The sequence below is a fragment of the Planktothrix prolifica NIVA-CYA 540 genome (assembly GCF_963864145.1).
Taxonomy (GTDB): Bacteria; Cyanobacteriota; Cyanobacteriia; order Cyanobacteriales; family Microcoleaceae; genus Planktothrix; species Planktothrix agardhii.
Genome location: NZ_CAWLTW010000001.1, coordinates 1,026,845 through 1,041,863, shown reverse-complemented (window position 1 = coordinate 1,041,863; position 15,019 = coordinate 1,026,845). Strand labels below are relative to the sequence as shown.

The following is a 15,019-nucleotide window of genomic DNA, read 5'->3' as shown; positions in this document are numbered from 1 at the left end:
CACGGGAGATTTAGGGGAAGAAAAACTCATTCCCATCGAAGAAATACAACCCGGTACTTTAGTCTACGGTCACGACCAAAAACCCCACCGAGTCCTACGCACGATCCAAAAAGAATACCAAGGAGAAATGATCGGTTTAACCTGTAAAAACAACAATACAACCATGTGGTTAACAGCCGATCATCGCGTACTAGCAAAACTTAGACCGCGCAATTTAGGAGGTAATCAAGACTGGTCAGCAACCCCCTATAGTCACCTAGAACTTCGCCGAAAACTTCGTAAAGAAATGACACCTCCTGAGCAGAAATTATGGGATATTTTACGAGGGAAAAAACTAGAATTTAAGTTTCGTCGTCAACATCCTATCGGTCGATATATTGCTGATTTTTATAGTCGAGATGCTCATTTAGTTGTAGAAATAGATGGGGCAACCCACTTTGAACCAGAAGCAATAGAATATGATCGACAACGGGATAGTTTTATGCGTAGTCTTGGTCTTGATGTGCTGCGCTTTACGACAAAAGAAATTTACGAAAATTTAGAAGGAGTTTGTTTAGCAATTGAATCTCAATGTCGCATCCGCATGGAATCAATTGAGGGTGCAACTTGGGTTCAAGCGGGTAATCTAAAACCAGGAGATATTGTTTTTAGTGCACTTGTGTCCCCCCCAACCCCCCGTGTACGGGGGAGTAATAGGGGGAGTAATAGGGGGAGTAATAGGGGGAGTAATAGGGGGAGTAATAGGGGGAGTAAGAGAGGGAGTAAGAGTAGGAGAAATAGGGGTAGAAAAGATTAGTCTTGAATGTGTGGAGATTGCAAAAGTAGAAAATTGTTGGTCAACTGAAACTGTTTATGATTTAGAGATTGAAGGTAGTCATTCTTTTATTACTGAAGTTTGTACAGTTCACAATTGCGGTAGCGGTACAACTGCCTACGTTGCCGAACAATGGGGACGCAGATGGATAACCTGCGATACTTCAAGAGTAGCAATAACCCTAGCCAAACAAAGGTTAATGACCGCCACCTTTGACTATTATCAATTAGCAAATTCCCAAGAAGGGGTAGGCGGTGGTTTCAAATACAAAACCGTCCCTCATATCACCCTTAAATCTATTGCCAATAATCCCGAAATTCGGGAAGGAATGAATCGCATAGAAATCGAACAAGCGATTAATAAATACGCCGACCAAGAAACACTTTACGATCAACCTTTATTAGACAAATCCAAAGCCAGAGTTACGGGCCCCTTCACCGTCGAAGCCGTACCCGCGCCTACAGTTAAACCAATTGATGATATTATCAATCCAGCCATTCCTGATAATTCAATCGCCCGTTCTGGCGAAACTTTGCGACAATCTGAATGGCGAGATGAACTGCTAAAAACGGGGATTCGCGGTAAAAACGGACAATATATTTTATTCTCCAGAGTCGAATCTTTACCCGGCACTCGTTGGCTTCATGCCGATGCTGAAACTAAACCAACCCCCCCTGAGTCCCCCCGTTCACGAGGGGAAGAAAATCTCGCGAATACAGTAAAAGAAGCTGGCGGTAGTTATGGTCAACCAATGCGAGTAGTGATTTCCTTCGGGCCAGAACACGCACCTTTAGAACAAAGACAAGTTACCCAAGCGATTGAAGAAGCACAAACTTTAGTGCCAAAACCGAAATTAATTGTCTTTGCCGCCTTTCAATTTGACCCGGAAGCTGCTAAAGATATCGAGGAAACTAATTGGCCGGGTGTGACATTATTAAAAGCGCAAATGAACGCGGATTTACTAACAGAAGATTTGAAGAAAAAACGTGCTAGTAACGAGAGTTTTTGGTTAATTGGTCAACCTGATGTTGCGCTGCGTCGCATTAATAGAGGAGAGGATGCAGGCAAGTGGGAAGTAGAAGTTCACGGCTTCGATTATTATAATACCAAGACTGGAAATATTGAGTCTGGCAGTGTGGAAAAAATAGCTGTTTGGATGTTAGATATTGATTATGATGGCAGAAGCATTTTCCCCCGTCAGGTTTTCTTCCCGATGGCAGGAGAAAAAGATGCTTGGTCGCGCCTAGCCCGCAATCTCAAAGCCGAAATAGATGAGGATTTAATTGAGTCCTATCAAGGGACTGTCTCGTTGCCCTTTGAAATCGGCCAGTATCAGCGCGTTGCTGTTAAAATTGTGGACGATCGTGGCATAGAGTCGTTGAAAATTATTAACTTAAAGGATTAAGCTAATACGAATGTTTAAGAGTATCAAACTAGAAAATTTTAGAGCTTTTAGCGAAGAAATTTATGTTCGCATCCGACCGATCACTATTCTTATCGGTGCTAATAGTGCTGGGAAATCCACCCTAATTAAGTTTCTCCTAATGTTGCGACAAACACTTGAAACAAGTGAAGATGCTTTTTTAGTAACCGAAGGTAGGCACGTTCATCTTGGAGCTTTTCAAAATCTCAAAAATAGCAATTATGCAAGTCGTTCTTTAAAGTTTGAGTTGCAGTTAGAAACACAAGATTTACCCCCAATTACTATCCAAAAGTTAAGAGAACAAATTAAAAAAAGTAAATTAGTCCAGGAACCAGGGGGCGATCGGGCTGAATTAAAGATTGAGATAGACAGGCTGGATACACGCAAAAACAATGATTTAGCCTTGTTTAGTATCTTGGCTTCTGTTACATACAATAAAATACCCAATCGAGGGACTCATACTGTTTGTGGTGAAATTGATGGAAAAAAGATTTTCAAAGCTCAATCTAGGAATTTACGCAGAGCAGGATTTTTATCATTTCCTCCAGAATCAGACAATCCAAAAGAGTTAATTAATACTTCATTGGATGACATATTTTTACAAGGTCTTCGATATGAAATTCGCTCGTTTCAACACCTCTCTCCCATTCGTGAAGAATCAGAAAGAGCTATTATTCTTGCCAGCCCTCCACCAAATGATGTTGGACACATGGGGGAATTTGCTATGCCACATTTACAACGCATCTTGACTGAAGGTAGTGAAAAATCAGCTTTCGTTAAGAAACATATTGAATCTGTGGCAGAAATTGAAGATTTAAAGTTTGAGTCTTCAATGCAAGGATATATTTCTCAATGTCGCGCTCGAAACAAAAGAACTGGTGCTGAAGCTTATTTAGCAGACTTTGGCTTTGGTGTTAGTCAATGTATACCAATCTTTGTACAAGGAGCCTTATTGAACAAAGGACGACTCTTAATTGTTGAACAGCCTGAAGCTCAACTTCATCCCACAGCACAACTTGAGATGGGTTCATTTTTTGCTGATTTATGGAATCAACGAAAAGTACCTTCTTTAATCGAAACTCATAGCGAAAATATTATTCTCAGACTTCGCTTACTAATTTCTAAAGGTCAATTAAAGTCGGAAGATGTTTCAATCGCCTACTTCCATACAGAAAATAAAGTGGTAAAAGTGAAAAACTTAGATATTAACCCAGATGGAAGCTTTGAAAGGGGTTTGCCAATGGAATTTTTTGGCAGGGATTTGATAGAAGCACTTCAGATTGGGGTTTAAAATGTCAGAAGAGACTCAACTTTTACCGATAGTGATTGACACAAATGTATTTGTTCACCTTTTGAATCCTGAGAAAAATGTCAACAAGCACATCAGTCAGTTGCTAGTGACACTTCAGGATACGCATCAGCTACAAATTGACAAAGATGAAAGAATCAAAGCTGAATATGCTCATAAACTTAGTGAGGCAATTAAAAATGCAAGTGACTTAGGTATTGAAAAATATATTTTAGAGATTTGGATTTATAAAAAATCCATGTGCTTGCTTGAAGAGGAACCACCTGATAATCTAAGGAATTTTGTGAAGCAAGTTATAAACGATCCCACTAAAAGAGTGGATAGATATCTTGTAGAAACTGCTGCCTTGAGTGATTGCGATTTAGTCACGAATGATGAAATAGATATCTTAAATAATGCTCAAACACTTAAAAAAGAACTAAAAAAAATGAAAGGTGTAAAATGTAAAAATCTCCGCTTTATGAGTTCCCAGGATGCTTGGAGCGAATATTGCCCACCTACTTAAGTGTTTTTAAACAGATGAGTACCTTTTAAAAAGACTGTTTCCTATGGACAAAGATTATGAGTGCTAAATCGACAATTGATCAACTAATCATTAATTCTCCCTACGAAGAACCGAAACAATATTGGCACTACGATCGCACTTCTCGCCTATTTAATCGTACAGAAGGAAGATGAGTGCTATAATGGTTTTAGGTATTTAATTGTGGAGAATATAACTATGACTCTGGCTATCAATAAAAAAGATGTAATTTTAGATAACCTCGAAACGCTAACAGGAGAACAACAGGATACTGTTTTAGAATTTATTGAGTTTTTGCGATATAGCAGTCGCCATCACGATTAGGACATGGATTGCTTTCGGGGGTGCTGGACAGCTTATATATTGTCCTAACTGCCTTGGCGGTTGCTATATCAGGCGAAAAAGCAGGAGAAACAGCAAGCAGAGGAAAAACAACCGATTTTGGCCTATGAAGCAGCGAAACAGTAGGCCGGATGTGTCGATAGTGGATTAGGCGACCTTTCTACTAAATAAAAATCAGATGATAGATTTAATTATTCCCAATCAATTATTGAATTAATTTAAAATTCATTAAAAAATGTTTTACCGATGATTCTGAATATCAATCAAACCTAAACCAAAAATGGAGTAATAAACCATGCTAATAGAAGAATATTTTGAATTTTTAGCCGATGATGACATTCGAGTAAAAGGGACAAGAGTAGGAATAGAAAGCATCCTTTATTATTTAACCAATAAAGAAGCCACAAATAAATATAATGAATATCAAGATCAAATTATTCATCTACCTATAGCAATCCTAAATAGGTTGTAACATTTTAATACTGACATGAAACAGCCAGAAGTATTACCCCAGATCCGGCGTTCCCTCCCCCCCTAGCCCCCCGTGCACGGGGGGTTTGGGGGGGCTGTTCCGGTGTTCCGGTGTTCCGGTGTTCCGGTGTTCCCTTTTGCCCAGGACTTTTGAACACAACTCAAATAGGATTGCTATATCACTAAAATTGAAGACTAAAAGACTAATTACCCGAAAAAAAAGTTGGAGGTTTTCCCAATGACTCAAACAATATCCAAGTTAATAACTTTCGATGACTTTCTGGAATGGAAACCAGAAAACGGACACTATGAACTACATAACGGAGTTATTGTTGAAATGCCAAATCCAACTGGTAAACATTCAGCCAGCGCAGGTTTTCAGGCGTTCGAGTTTGGTTTAGAAATCAGGCGACTACAACTTCCTTACTTTATTCCCAAGGAATGTACAATTAAATTTAGCGATAACTCTGGCTACGATCCAGATGTCATTATATTAGATAAACAAGCCGTAGCAGCGAATGAGTCTCGATGGGAAAGAGAATCAGTTATTACTCAGGGAGATTCTATCAAATTAGTGGTTGAAGTTGTTAGCACAAATTGGCGCGATGATTATGCACACAAAATGATTGATTATGAAGCATTAGGAATTCCCGAATATTGGATTGTAGATTATTTGGGTTTAGGTGGTAGCCGTTATATTGGTTCTCCAAAACAACCTACTTTATCGGTTTATCAGCTAGTAGATGGTGAGTATCAAATTAAGCTGTTTCGAGGAGATGAAAGAGTTGAATCAGTAGTTTTTCCAGAATTGAATTTGACCGCCGTACAGATTTTTAATGGTGAGTAAGTATTCAGACGATCAATCTTATTATAATAAAAAGCGTTTTACTATAATAAGATTTCGATCCAGCCGTCTTATTTCACTGAAATAACATAAGTTGACAAGACCTCAACCTTTGTCCCTCCGTCACCCAACTATGCGATCTGATTGATACGATACGTCCAACAAATTGAAGCATTATGTCATCACAAACTACAATTAATCAACTCATTATCAATTCTCCCTACGAAGAACCCAAACAATATTGGCACTACGATCGCAATTCTCGTTTATTTAACCTAGCAGCAGGAAGACGACCCGCAGGCTATATTATCGCTTCCGAAAGCTCTAAAACCTTCGACGATCCTGGTAAATTTGTCGAGATTCCTTTAGTTAATCAAATTCGTCCCCGCGTTAAAGCTTGGTGTGATGATGGATACCCAGGTGTTACAGGCGTTACCAAGCGTCTACTAGAACACTGGGATAATTCAGAAGAACGGGATTTTCCCTTCTTTTTCTGTCAGTTAGAAGCCATAAAAACCCTAATCTGGCTAACAGAATCACCACCATCTACAAAAGTTGGCATTGATATTCCTGACGATGGCGGAAACTTCAAACGTCTCTGTTCCAAAATGGCAACAGGTTCGGGCAAAACTATCGTCATGGCAATGTTAATTGCATGGCAAATTATCAATAAAATTACCTATCCCCAAGATACCCGTTTTTCTAAAGCTATTTTTATTGTCGCCCCCGGACTAACTGTTAGAAATCGTCTACAAGTTCTGCTTCCATCTGCGGAAAATAACTATTATGAAATATTCAATATTGTTCCTCTGGGATTATTCGATAAACTCCGTCAAGGGAAAGTATTAATCCGCAACTGGCACGCATTGAATTGGGAAACAGAAGCACAAATTAAGAAGAAAAAAGGAGTTGATAAACGGGGTGCAAAAAGTAACGAAGCCTACGCCAGAGAAGTATTAGGAGAAATCGCCAATTCTAGCAACATTGTTGTTATTAACGACGAAGCACACCACGCATGGCGCATACCTGCTGAATCCAAAATTAAAGGTGTCAGTAAAGAAGAATTAGATGAGGCCACAAAATGGGTTGGTGGACTCGATCGCATTCACCAAGCCAGAAAAATTATCACCTGTTTTGACTTTTCTGCCACACCCTTTGCACCCTCTGGAAAAAAGAGTTCAGAAGAAGCTTTATTTGGCTGGATTGTCAGCGATTTTGGCTTAAATGATGCCATTGAATCCGGTTTAGTTAAAACCCCTCGCGTGGTGATTCGTGACGATTCCAGACTGAATGTAAAAGACTTTAAATCCCGTCTTTACCATCTTTATCGAGATCCAGAAGTTTATGATGATGTCAATCGTAAAGCCAAACCTAATGAATCCCTCCCTGATTTGCTGGCTAATGGCTATCTTTTACTCGGAAAAGATTGGCTAGAAACTGCGAAAGCATGGCAAGAATCGGGGCATAAAGTTCCACCAGCCATGATTTCTATTGCTAACCGTACCGAAACTGCGGCTAGAATTAAATATGCTTTTGATCATCACAAAATTCATATCGAAGAACTCTGTAACTCAGAACGCACTTTACATATTGATTCTAATGTTTTAAAAATGGCAGAATCCCAAGAAGAAAGTAGCGAAATACAAAATACCACCGCAGAAAATAGCGAAGATGATAACTCTGATGATGAACCTATTCGCAAACTTTCAAAGAAGGAACAAGCAGAACTTTTACGAAAAACAGTTGATACAGTCGGTCAACTTGGGAAGCCTGGGGAACAAATTCAAAATGTTATTTCTGTTGGGATGTTATCTGAAGGTTGGGATGCTAAAACTGTGACTCATATTATGGGGATTCGCGCATTTTCTAGTCAACTTCTTTGCGAACAAGTTGTAGGTAGAGGTTTAAGGAGAACTGCTTATGATATTAACCCAGAAACAAACTTACTCGAAGCCGAATATGTTAATATTTTTGGTGTTCCTTTTACCTTTCTTCCCCACGAATCTGATGAAGGAACTCCACCACCACCACCTAATCCTAAGACTGAAATTAAACCCGATCCTGAAAAACAGCAGTTTGAAATAAGCTTTCCCAATATTGTCCGCATTGATTATATTTATAAACCAGAACTAAAACTCGATCTGAGTCTGGTTGAACCTTTAAAGTTAGATGCCTTTGAAAATATTACCCTAGCAGAACTCGCTCCGAGTGTCGATGGCAAACCGGATGTAACAAAAATCAAGGCAATTGACCTAGAAGATTTAGGTCGAAAACAACGGATGCAAAAAATTGCTTTTGAAGTTTCTAGGGATATATTTGAACAGATGAAACCCGGTTGGCAAGGTAATCGAGAATACTTACTAGCCAAGCTGATTCGATTATTAGAAGAATTTATCCAATCAGATTTCATCGAAATTAATCCACCCTTATTTAGTGTGGACGCAATTAGACGGCGGATTCTGATTACTCTCAATATGAGTAAAATTGTGCAACATATTTGGCAGGCTATTTATTTAGAAAATACAGAAGTAATTGAACCAGTATTTGATCCAGAACATCCCATCCGTTCTACATCTGATATGCGCCCTTGGTATACGGGTAAACCTTGTGAATATACCCAAAAATCCCATATTAGTTGTTGCATTTTTGATAGTACATGGGAAGCCAGCGAAGCCTTTGAATTGGATCGGAATGACTATGTTGATGCTTGGGTAAAAAACGATCACCTGGGATTTGAAATTCTCTATATTTTTAATGGAGTTGTTCGCAAATATCGCCCTGACTTTATAGTGCGTCTGAAAAATGGCAATTTATTGATTCTGGAAACTAAAGGACAACCAACTCGCCAAGATGAGGCTAAATGGGGATTTTTAGATCAGTGGATTCAAGCTGTTAATCAGCATGGTGGCTTTGGTTATTGGCAACGTGAAGTCTCAAGAAATCCATCTGACGTTAGACCAATCTTGGAAAAAACTGTATTTCAGTCGAGATAAAATTACTTGTTTTTGGGGAAAATATTATCTAAACAAATCGAAGAATTAACCGGGATCAGAACTAGACCGATGATATAGAGAAGACTGATATAAAACCTTTTCTTGATGGGTAATGAGGGTACAATCTGAACGGGGATAGGCGACACAGGTTACAGTATAGCCCAGGGCAATTTCCCCAAGACGAAGAAATTTCTGTTCACTTTGATCTACTTGACCCTGGAGGAGTTTAGCCACACAAGCTGAACAATCTCCTTGTTTACATCCTGATGGTAGACGAATCCCGTTGTCTTCTGCAATATCGAGAATATATTGGTCATCAGGAACTGCAATTGTGCAATCTAAACCTTCAGCTTCGTTAATCAGACGGACTTGATAAACCATGGTCATAAAAAGATGATAAGTACCTAAACAAAATTAATTACACATCCTCCACCCTGTTCCCTCCCCCCCCCCGTGCACGGGGGGTTTGGGGGGGCTGTTCCCTTTCTCAACTAGGTAATTTATTTTGTGTAACTACTTAGTAGCATATTCTTGATATTTTTTTAAGCAAAACATAATTTAAAACTTTTTTTATGCGCCATTTGAATCTTCTCAATTCGATTAATTGTTTACCCGTAGAACAGTTTAAACCGAATCTGAAATTATTGATCCTGCTATGGCAATTTTCTCGCCTTCGGTATATTCAAGTCTATTATTCCGGCTCAACCTTTGACAAATGGAATTGTTACTATAGCAATTTTAGAAGGGAAAGTGACCGAGATTAATATTAAAGGAAAAGGACGTTTAAATCCCAACTATATTAAAAGTCGGTTAGAATTAGTGACTCAGAAACCCTTTAATCAAAACCATCTGTTACAGGCTTTACAATTGCTACAACTTGATCCGGTGGTAAAAACGATTTCGGCGGAATTGGCAACTGGAACTCAACCTGGGGAAAGTATTCTAAATATTGAATTTCAAACGGCAAAAACCTTTGATCTGAATTTATTTACCAATAATAATCGGTCTCCGGCGGTGGGATCTTGGCAACGGGGAATTGAAGTCAAAGAAGGGAATTTATTGGGACAGGGCGATCGCTTAGAATTATCCTTTAGTAATACCCAAGGAAGTAGTATTGGGGATGTTTTATATACCTTTCCCCTGACATCTCGCAATGCCACATTAGGATTTTATTTTAACTCGACTAATAGCCAAATTATTGAACCGCCGTTTAACGATTTGGATATTAGGGCAAATAGTCGGACGTATGAATTGCGATTTCGCCAACCAATTATCCGCACTCCAACGGAGGAATTAGCATTAGGATTAACCTTTGGCCGTCAGGAAAGTGATACAAGTATTTTAGGAGTGGGTTTTCCCCTGTCTAGGGGGGCTGAGGAGGATGGAAAAACCCGACTTTCTGTTTTGCGGTTGTTTCAAGAATATACCAATCAGGGGCCAAAACAGGTCTTAGCGGTGCGATCGCAACTCAGTTTCGGGGTAGGATTATTCGATGCCACCCTCAGTTCTAATCAACCCGATAGTAAATATTTTTCCTGGCGCGGTCAAGCTCAATGGGTACGTTTATTAGCGCCCGATACGATTTTTTTACTCCGTTCTGATGTTCAACTCACCAACCAAGAATTACTAGCTTTAGAACAAATGGGACTGGGGGGTTTAGAGAGTGTGCGAGGGTATCGTCAAGACGTTTTGTTACGCGATAATGTGATATTTGCCTCCGCAGAATTGCGTTATCCAATTTTGAGAACTAAAAATGGTGAAGGTGTCCTACAACTCACACCTTTTATGGATTTTGGTCAAGCTTGGAATGCGCCCGGAGAATCGGCATTACCCGATCGCACATTATTATCAATTGGGTTAGGATTAAGATGGCAATATAGTGATCGGATAACTGCACAGATTGACTGGGGCATTCCCTTAATTAAATTAGAGTCTAGCGATCGCAGCTTACAGGAACAAGGGATTTATTTCCTTTTCAACTGGAAACCCTTCTAACCCCGTAGTAAGCCCTTTAGGGCTTTCTCACCCCCCCCCGTAGTAAGCCCTTTAGGGCTTTCTCACCCCAAACTTTGTCAAGTCGAATTAATTGTTTGATTAAATTTCAGTATAATAGATGAGAATTAATTGAAGTAAAAAAGCATAACTTCCGGTTGAGATTACCTTGATGCGGTAGGAATTATCAGGAAAAAGGCTCAATTTATAGACAAACTCCGGCAATTAATTATACAATGGAGGGTAAGACCCCTCATCAGGGTAATATTAAATTTCAATGAATCAATATCTTCCATCTTGTATAAACAAATGGAGTTTTCCTAACCCAATTTTGACGGAGGGAGTGTCAAATCGTGGATAAACAAGTTCAACCCACTACTATTTCCAACCCTTCTGACCCACCGGGGACTGGGTTCGGTGCCCCAGATTCTGACCACTCTGATCCAGATTATTTCCGTCGCTTCGTGGAATATCTGCCGACGGCGATGGCCATGGTTGACCCGCAACTGCGATATTTAGCCGTATCCCGTCAATGGCAACAGGACTATGGCGAAGGAAATATTAATTTAATCGGTTCTGCTCATCAACAATGGTTTCCCCATTTACCCGAAATTTGGTATCAGAATGCCCAACAATCTTTGGAGGGGAAATTACCCCGTTGGGAACTGGAAACCCACCACCCTCAAGCCCAGGGTTCGACTCAGTGGAATAAATGGGTAGTGCAACCTTGGCAAACTGCATCGGGAGAGATTGGGGGGTTAATTTTATACTTGGAAGTGATTGCGCCTCAAAAACAATTACAAGAAAAATTAAAACTGACTCAAAAGGCATTTGATCAGGCGGCAACGGCTATTTTTTGGATGACTTTAGAAGGTAATTTTTGCTATGTGAATCAATCCGCTTGTCGGATGTTGGGCTATACAGAAAGTGAATTACTGCAACTGAATATTCATAATATTGATCCCGATTTAACCGCCGTGGTTTGGCAGGAATATTGCCAAGAATTGAAACAAAAAGGATCATTAACCTTTGAGTCCAGTTATCAAAGAAAATCCGGGTCTATTTTTCCGGTTAATTTTAAAATTAATTATTTAGAATTAGAGTCCTCCGATCCCACTTTAACCGTTGAAACCGAATTAGGTTCAGTTTCAGTTCCAGGTTTGCCCTTAATTTGTGGTTTTGCCCATGATATTTCTGAACAAAAAGCCACTTCCTCTGCCATTTTAGCCTCCAAGGATCAATTAGAAGCGGTATTAAATGCCGTCCCCGGATTAGTTTCTTGGATTAGTTCCGATTTGAAATATTTAGGGGTGAATCGCCATTTAGCTAATTCTTACAATGTTCCGGCGGAAACCTTTATCGGGAAAGAGGTGGGATTTCTCCAAACTAGCCCAGAATTTAATCAATTTGTCTATGAATTTTTTGCTCAAGATCATTGGAAAAGTTCACGGGAATTAACAGCAAATGTCCGAGGACTTCCTTGCACCTATTTGATTGTCGCCCAAAAATATCACCGAGGTTCGGCGGCGGTTTTTGTGGGTTTAGATATTACGGAACGTCAACAAATGGAACAGGCATTACGCCAAAGTGAAGAACAAGAAGCGAAACGACGAGCCGAATTAGAAACTATTTTAACTCAACTTCAACGCACCCAAACCCAACTAATTCAAACCGAAAAAATGTCATCTTTGGGGCAGTTGGTGGCTGGAATTGCCCATGAAATTAATAATCCAGTTAGTTTTATTTCGGGAAATATTGTTCATGCTAAAAATTATATTGAAGATTTAATGAATTTAGTTAGCTTATATCAACAGTATTATCCTGAAATTGTTCCTGAAATTGCCGATGAGATAGAAGAAGTTAATTTGAGCTTTTTAAAGCAGGATTTACCCCGGATGTTAGAGTCGATGAAAGTTGGGGCTGAACGAATTAGAGATGTCGTGCGATCGCTACGTCATTTCACCCGTTTAGATGAATCCCAAATGAAGTTTGTTGATATTCATGAAGGGTTAGATAGTACAATATTAATCTTACAAAATCGTCTGCAAGCAAAAGCCGGAAGATCGGGTATTACTTTAGTTAAAGAATATAGTGCTTTACCCAAAGTGGGTTGCTATGCGGGACAACTAAATCAAGTGTTTATGAATTTACTTACCTACACCATTGATCGTTTAGAAGCCACCAGTTTTAAGGATGATTTAGTGGAGCAACCTAAGATTATCATTCGCACCTATTTAGAGAATGAAAATACCGTGGCTATTTCGATTGCGGATAATGGAATTGGGATGTCAGAAATAGAACGGAAAAGTATTTTTGATCCGTTTATTCCCCCACAATTACAGGGAAAAGGCACCAGTTTAGGATTATCAATTGCCTATCATTTAGTCACGGATAAACACCACGGAGAACTTACTTGTTTTTCAGTATTAGGAACCGGAACTAACTTTTTAATTGAAATTCCTTTAGGGAATTAGACTTTAGTAATTGTTAATTTGTATATCACCAACCAGGGATGAGGCTGGCAATACTTTGATATTTTACTCATCCATAGAACTATGGGAGGGAATAATTTTAACATCATTTTGTTGTCGCTTGTTGTTGCGCTTCAGCGCATCCTATCAAAATTTCCAACATCTCACAAACTCATCCAACCCCTGTTCCATCGAAATTCGAGGTTCATAGCCTAACTTAATTTTAGCCGATGTCATATCCAAGGTTTGACTAAAGGCTAATAAACCCAGAGTATAACGAGTTAAAGGCGGTTCTTGATCGGGTAATAAGTATTTATATATCCATTCCATATTTGTAATATCAACGGGTAAAAATTTCAGTCCTAATTGTTGTAAGCGATCGCCAAGGCAGTTAGGACACCAGACGGATATTGGAACCCAGACGGTGAAGTATTTTCCCCCCAGATCCCTCCCCCCCTAGCCCCCCGTGCACGGGGGGTTTGGGGGGCTGTTCCCTGCTATAAGCGATCGCCGATAATTAAGTTACGACCTAAAACAGTAACATCCTGACCTAAAGAATGTAATTTCAACGCCAATTTCTGCCCTAAAAATCCAGTTCCCCCCGTAACTAAAACCCTTTTCATATTCAGACTTGAATCAAAAAATTATAACGGTTCAATTTCAATGGAAACCCCAGTTTTTTTAGCATCGGGATCGAATTCAACAGTTAATTGGGGTAAACAACTTAAACGGTCATCAATTAATACCCCCGCACCATTTAAGGTTAAGGCATCTAAACAAGCACCTGCTAAATTATCAATATCGGAATTTGTCCGATGATTTCCTAATAATTTAATCACAATTGCTGCTTTGCGTAAAGGAAATTTATGGGTAATATTTTGTTCTGAAATTTGCCGATATATTTCTACTTCGGCATGATTTCGCCAAGCGCGATAACGGGGCGGTAAATAGGTTCCATTTTTGGTTACCCGAGGACGAGCTTTCGGAACAACAACGCCAGGAATCATTAATTTAATAATTTCTACGGGTTTTTTATCGGGTTTGGGCGGGTCAATTGGTGGAGGTTCCGGGGGATTAATAGCAGTAAATTCAACATCAATACTGGACTCTTTAGGGTTAATTTGAATCCGAGTTACAGGAGATTCTAATATTTCTAATGGTTCCTGAATTGTAGTGGTTGATTCAGTTGAAATCCCCGGTAGAGACGTGCCATGGCGCGTCTCTACATGGTACGTCTCTACATGGCACTCTGGATTTAATAACGGAAAGTCGGGTTTTGGAGGTAGAATTTGAGAGGATTTATCAGAAATATTTTTAACTTCATCCGTTGAATTAAGAGCTTGAGAATATGGTATAATTGGAATAACTAGAGTTTTTGTGGGTTGAGAAATAGAATCAATTGTTGAGGAAAAAATACCTGGATTTACCCCCGGCATTTTCCTGGCAATTTGCATATACATGGTGGCAGTTTGTTGGGAAAAGGTGAAATGTTCCTGAAACCAAACTTGCCAATGTTCCGGGGAGAATTGAGTTTGAACGTGCAGCAACCATTCTCCCGCATTCCGCCCATGAATTAAGGAGGTTTGTGGAGAATCTAAACACTGTTTGTGTTCTTGATTAATCCGTTGGGCAAAATCATCTAAAGTCGGTAAAGGGGGCTGAGAATCGCTGAGGATTTGTAAATAGGTAGATAACATTAAATAAAAGTTTTGAAGTGCAACGGGGCTGCGATAGAAAATTTCCCCCATTGATAAAAATGGGGAAGTTACAGAATCAGAATGGGGGTAAAATTTTTGATTCACCGACGGTAATCAAGATAACGATTAATGCAGACCAT

14 protein-coding genes are annotated in these 15,019 nt (G+C 39.5%); 10 read left to right on the top strand and 4 right to left on the bottom strand.

Annotation, left to right across the window (positions count from 1 at the left end):
• The 8 genes from AC559H_RS04860 to AC559H_RS04825 all read left to right on the top strand — a co-directional run.
• On the top strand, positions 1–796 hold a 796-nt coding region (locus AC559H_RS04860; protein WP_071783041.1), incomplete at its 5' end, for a DUF559 domain-containing protein.
• 10 nt (positions 797–806) lie between these two features.
• A complete protein-coding gene (locus AC559H_RS04855) occupies positions 807–2,219 on the top strand; it encodes a hypothetical protein (protein WP_193372525.1) in 1,413 nt (470 codons plus the stop codon).
• Between the two features lie 10 nt (positions 2,220–2,229).
• Positions 2,230–3,528: an AAA family ATPase gene (locus AC559H_RS04850; RefSeq protein ID WP_026793894.1), complete on the top strand. Its 1,299-nt coding sequence runs from the start codon at positions 2,230–2,232 to the stop codon at positions 3,526–3,528.
• 1 nt (position 3,529) lies between these two features.
• The gene (locus AC559H_RS04845; RefSeq protein ID WP_026793893.1) at positions 3,530–4,051 is read left to right on the top strand and encodes a hypothetical protein; all 522 of its coding nucleotides are present in this window, start codon (positions 3,530–3,532) and stop codon (positions 4,049–4,051) included.
• A gap of 216 nt (positions 4,052–4,267) precedes the next feature.
• On the top strand, positions 4,268–4,393 hold the full coding sequence (locus tag AC559H_RS04840; protein ID WP_269147402.1) for a hypothetical protein: 126 nt from the start codon (positions 4,268–4,270) through the stop codon (positions 4,391–4,393).
• Between the two features lie 313 nt (positions 4,394–4,706).
• Positions 4,707–4,883 carry a hypothetical protein gene (locus AC559H_RS04835; RefSeq protein WP_155806208.1) on the top strand — a complete coding sequence of 59 codons (177 nt, stop codon included), beginning with the start codon at positions 4,707–4,709 and terminating at the stop codon, positions 4,881–4,883.
• Between the two features lie 237 nt (positions 4,884–5,120).
• Positions 5,121–5,729 (top strand): Uma2 family endonuclease, encoded by a 609-nt coding sequence (locus AC559H_RS04830; protein ID WP_026793891.1) that lies wholly within the window; start codon positions 5,121–5,123, stop codon positions 5,727–5,729.
• A 173-nt stretch (positions 5,730–5,902) separates the two neighbouring features.
• Positions 5,903–8,719: a BPTD_3080 family restriction endonuclease gene (locus tag AC559H_RS04825; RefSeq protein WP_026793890.1), complete on the top strand. Its 2,817-nt coding sequence runs from the start codon at positions 5,903–5,905 to the stop codon at positions 8,717–8,719.
• 45 nt (positions 8,720–8,764) lie between these two features.
• On the opposite strand, the gene AC559H_RS04820 is transcribed toward AC559H_RS04825, so the two are convergent.
• The gene (locus tag AC559H_RS04820; RefSeq protein WP_036831757.1) at positions 8,765–9,100 is read right to left on the bottom strand and encodes a 2Fe-2S iron-sulfur cluster-binding protein; all 336 of its coding nucleotides are present in this window, start codon (positions 9,098–9,100) and stop codon (positions 8,765–8,767) included.
• A gap of 327 nt (positions 9,101–9,427) precedes the next feature.
• On the opposite strand from AC559H_RS04820, the gene AC559H_RS04815 reads away from it, so the two are divergent.
• Positions 9,428–10,714 (top strand): ShlB/FhaC/HecB family hemolysin secretion/activation protein, encoded by a 1,287-nt coding sequence (locus AC559H_RS04815; RefSeq protein ID WP_233422983.1) that lies wholly within the window; start codon positions 9,428–9,430, stop codon positions 10,712–10,714.
• A 350-nt stretch (positions 10,715–11,064) separates the two neighbouring features.
• The gene (locus AC559H_RS04810; RefSeq protein ID WP_233422984.1) at positions 11,065–13,185 is read left to right on the top strand and encodes a PAS domain S-box protein; all 2,121 of its coding nucleotides are present in this window, start codon (positions 11,065–11,067) and stop codon (positions 13,183–13,185) included.
• A 144-nt stretch (positions 13,186–13,329) separates the two neighbouring features.
• On the opposite strand, the gene AC559H_RS04805 is transcribed toward AC559H_RS04810, so the two are convergent.
• From AC559H_RS04805 to AC559H_RS04795, 3 genes are all read right to left on the bottom strand, one after another.
• Positions 13,330–13,512: a hypothetical protein gene (locus AC559H_RS04805; RefSeq protein WP_026793888.1), complete on the bottom strand. Its 183-nt coding sequence runs from the start codon at positions 13,510–13,512 to the stop codon at positions 13,330–13,332.
• Between the two features lie 167 nt (positions 13,513–13,679).
• Positions 13,680–13,805: an NAD-dependent epimerase/dehydratase family protein gene (locus tag AC559H_RS04800; RefSeq protein ID WP_173400989.1), complete on the bottom strand. Its 126-nt coding sequence runs from the start codon at positions 13,803–13,805 to the stop codon at positions 13,680–13,682.
• Between the two features lie 21 nt (positions 13,806–13,826).
• The gene (locus AC559H_RS04795; RefSeq protein WP_071782547.1) at positions 13,827–14,984 is read right to left on the bottom strand and encodes a RusA family crossover junction endodeoxyribonuclease; all 1,158 of its coding nucleotides are present in this window, start codon (positions 14,982–14,984) and stop codon (positions 13,827–13,829) included.
• Positions 14,985–15,019: the final 35 nt, after the last annotated feature.